The organism is Azomonas agilis (genome assembly GCF_007830255.1).
In the GTDB taxonomy this organism is placed as follows: domain Bacteria; phylum Pseudomonadota; class Gammaproteobacteria; order Pseudomonadales; family Pseudomonadaceae; genus Azomonas; species Azomonas agilis.
This window is the reverse complement of record NZ_VLKG01000022.1, coordinates 1-3603: the sequence shown is the minus strand read 5'-3', so window position 1 is coordinate 3603 and position 3603 is coordinate 1. Positions and strand designations below refer to the sequence as shown.

Sequence of the window (3603 nt, the reverse complement as noted above, 5' to 3'; positions counted from 1 at the left end):
TAAGGTGACAAATTTTTACCAGTAAGGTGACAAATTTTTACCAATAAGTGACACTACAGTTTAAAGTCACTTTATAAAGGAATTTAGGAGGGATCATGTCTAAAAATGAGGTCGTAAAAAAAGACAATTCTTTAATAAACGCAGCGTATACCTTGAGCCTAAGCGAGCAGCGTTTAATCTTACTATCTGTTGCAGAAGCTGGTGCTTCACCGGACGCATTGAGAAATATGGTAATACCAGCTAGCACGTACGCTGAACGGTTTGGATTGACACGCCAAGCGGCTTATATGGCACTTAGTGAGGCTGTAGGACAGCTTTTCAAGCGGCAATTCAGCTATGAGCGAATTACAGACAAAGGCAATATCGCTAAAGGTTTAGGTCGCTGGGTGCAAAACATTGAATACATTAAAGCTGAAGCAAAAGTAACAGTATCTTTTTCAGAGAAAGTTTTACCACTTCTGTGCGACTTAAAAAATAAATTCACATATTACGGACTAGAGCAGATATCCAATATCACCAGTGTATATGCCATACGCTTATATGAGCTGCTTATTTCTTGGCGTTCGGCAGGAAAAACACCATTTTATGAGTTAACTGACTTCCGGCGCTGTCTGGGGATTGCCCCAGACGAATATCAAAAAATGAATGATTTCAAAAAGCGTGTTTTAGATGCAGCTATTAGCCAAATCAACGAACATACCGACATTTTGGCTAGTTATGAGCAGCACAAACAAGGCCGCACGATCACAGGTTTTAGCTTCACATTCTTCGTAAAACAAAACCCTATTTCGAATGTGGTTGACAGCCAAACGGATGCAAAATCCTCTAAGCCCAAACGCCTAATAATCAGTAAGACCGAAGCCGAAAGCATGGCCCTACCTGGTGAAAATTACGATGAGCTGTATCAACGCCTGAGCCTCGAATACACCATTAAGTGATGTGCCTCAATAATGCTTTTAAGAAAGCTCTAAGATACAGTGGATCAATTTATTTTTGATTCAGCACAGCTATACCCACCTAATTTTCAAGATAAGAATATACTGTGCATTTATATAGAGATCCTTGGATCTTTTAAAATTTAATGGATGTTAAATTGCCATTTAAAATGGCTAGTTAAAACTTGAGGAAAGATGATTAAGCTAAATTTGAATATTGAAATTAATTACTTGATAGATGTTAATGGCGCTGACTTTATCTGCAACATACATGCAGCTAACACCCATTATCAAGTAGTTTCCATGGAAAATCTGCATATTAACCAATCTATTCCTTATCGGATTGATAAGGATTTGAAACACGGAAATAGATATCTAAGATTTACCGCACTCCCCGGCCCACTTAAAATTATTTATACAGCAACTATTGAAGTTGCGCACTATAGGATACGCTCAAATGATCTTATGGAAGTTCCAGTACGAAACCTTCCGCTTAGTGTCATTGAATATCTATATCCCAGCCGCTATTGCCAGTCTGATCGTTTTATCCGGTTAGCAATCAAAGAGTTTGGCAATCTTCCGCAAGGATATAGTCGTGTTAAAGCTATTCAAGAATGGGTTCGACGACAAGTAACGTTCACGCAGAATGTATCAAACTCTAATACTTCAGCTTTAGATACTTTTATTGAGCAACAAGGTATTTGTCGTGACTTTTCTCACTTGATGATAGCTCTGTGTCGAGCTGTTAATATTCCAGCTCGATTTACTACTGGCACAGATTATGGCGCTAACCCTTGTTTAGGTCCTCCTGACTTCCATGCTTATGTGGAAGTTTACTTGAGCGGGCGTTGGTATATTTTCGATCCATCAGGTACTGCCATTCCGATGGGATTTATACGCCTGGGAACTGGGCGTGATGCGGCGGATGTATCTTTTGCCACTATTTTTGGGAACGTACAGTCACAATCCCCAATCATCCATGCTGTTGCGGTTGAAGACAGTAAGTTTGGATTTGTTGCACCCTATTACTGCGAAGAGGCTTTATCGACTGATGATGAGCGACCGCTCCCCTATAACCCTTCAGGGAATTAGGGGAAAATAGAGATATTTCATATTGCTTTTCCGTCTTTTTCCTTAGCGTCTGGGTGCTTGACACACTTAAGAGATTCGAGCAGTCTCCCCCGCATTCGGGGAGTAGTCGTCCATTACAGGAACTGTAACGTCGTCAGCACGATACTTTGATGGTATCCGGCGTTATGGGTGCTTAGGCATTGACGAGACCGACAAGCAGCCTTCACAGGCCCACTATGCTTTGTCTGGAGTTTTCCTCGTATGTCCGTTGCAACCCCTACTATGTGGTTCGTCTTCATCGCAATTGTGGCCTTTGCCCTATTTGTTGACTTCGTAGTTCTCAACCGCCAAGGCGCACACCGCGTCGAATTCCGTGAAGCTGCCATCTGGTCATTGATCTGGATCGCTGTCAGCTTGGCTTATATGGGAGTTATGTGGTGGGAGCTGGGTGGTACTAGTGGCGACCCGATGCTCGAAGCTAAAGCTGGTGAAAGTGCCATGGCCTACCTAACCGGCTACATGGTCGAGAAGGCTCTAGCGGTCGATAACATCTTTGTCTTCCTGATGCTCTTCACCTATTTCTCGGTTCCCCCTCAGTTCCAGAAGCGCGCCCTGATGTTTGGGGTTTTAGGTGCATTGATCTTGCGTACTGTGCTGATCCTAATTGGCGCTTGGCTAATCAGTAGCTTCCATTGGATTCTTTACGTGTTCGGGGCTTTTTTACTGTTCACTGGCGTCAAGATGTGGGTTGCTGCTGATCAGGAACCTGACCTCACCAACAATCCTGCCCTCAGTTGGATTCGTAAACGTTTCCGCATTGCCAATGACTTTGATGGGGAGAAGTTCTTCACTCAGGAGAACGGCCTGCGTGTCGCAACTCCACTTTTTGTGGTGGTGGCACTGATCGGCATTGTTGACGTTGTATTTGCGGTGGACTCAATTCCAGCAATCTTTGCGATTACCACAGACCCCTTCATCGTTCTAACGTCGAATGTCTTTGCCATTCTCGGCTTGCGTGCAATGTACTTCCTACTGGCAGACCTAAAAGAACGCTTCCACTTGTTGCCCTACGGCTTGGCGGTTGTCCTAGTCTTTGTTGGTACCAAGATGCTACTGCTCGACATTTACCATATTCCCATGCTGTGGTCGCTGCTGATTACCGTGTCGATTCTTACGCTGACCATTATCCTCTCAGTGGTGATCAAACCCACAGGGGCACATGCTCTCGGAGCTTATCCCTTTACGGCTAAAGCAGCCAAACCATCCACTCAGAATAAACCAGATAGCCAATAACTAATCGCCTCTACAAGGCCCCGTTGTCTTGCAATAGCCAAGAGCGGGGCTTGCCGGCTTATTTTCTGCCATAAGTAGCATCGTGATCAGTCGCAATGGTAAGTAGCACGACGTGCCCGAAAGGCTAACCTATGATCCTAGCGGATCTTATGACGACATAGCGCCTAGTATTCTAGTGCGGTAGTCATGAAATCTATCAGCCATCGTCTGCGAATAAGCAGCGATCGCTCAAAAAAACCAACCGATTCGGTTTTGACTTGGTTGCGTTCATTCATAACCCCATGACGGGATCACTCCGTCTGGG

The 3603-nt window shown here is 44.2% G+C and carries 3 protein-coding genes; all 3 read left to right on the top strand.

Annotated elements, in window-relative coordinates; genetic code table 11:
- The first annotated feature begins 95 nt into the window (after positions 1-95).
- The 3 genes from repM (at position 96) to LX59_RS15505 (ending at position 3299) form a co-directional block, all read left to right on the top strand.
- Positions 96-938 carry a replication initiation protein RepM gene (gene repM / locus LX59_RS15515; RefSeq protein ID WP_144573373.1) on the top strand — a complete coding sequence of 281 codons (843 nt, stop codon included), beginning with the start codon at positions 96-98 and terminating at the stop codon, positions 936-938.
- Positions 939-1130: 192 nt separating this feature from the next.
- The gene (locus LX59_RS15510) at positions 1131-2027 is read left to right on the top strand and encodes a transglutaminase-like domain-containing protein (protein WP_144573372.1); all 897 of its coding nucleotides are present in this window, start codon (positions 1131-1133) and stop codon (positions 2025-2027) included.
- 240 nt (positions 2028-2267) lie between these two features.
- Entirely contained in the window at positions 2268-3299 is a 1032-nt protein-coding gene (locus LX59_RS15505) for a TerC family protein (RefSeq protein WP_144573371.1), read from the top strand.
- The last annotated feature ends 304 nt before the right edge of the window (positions 3300-3603 follow it).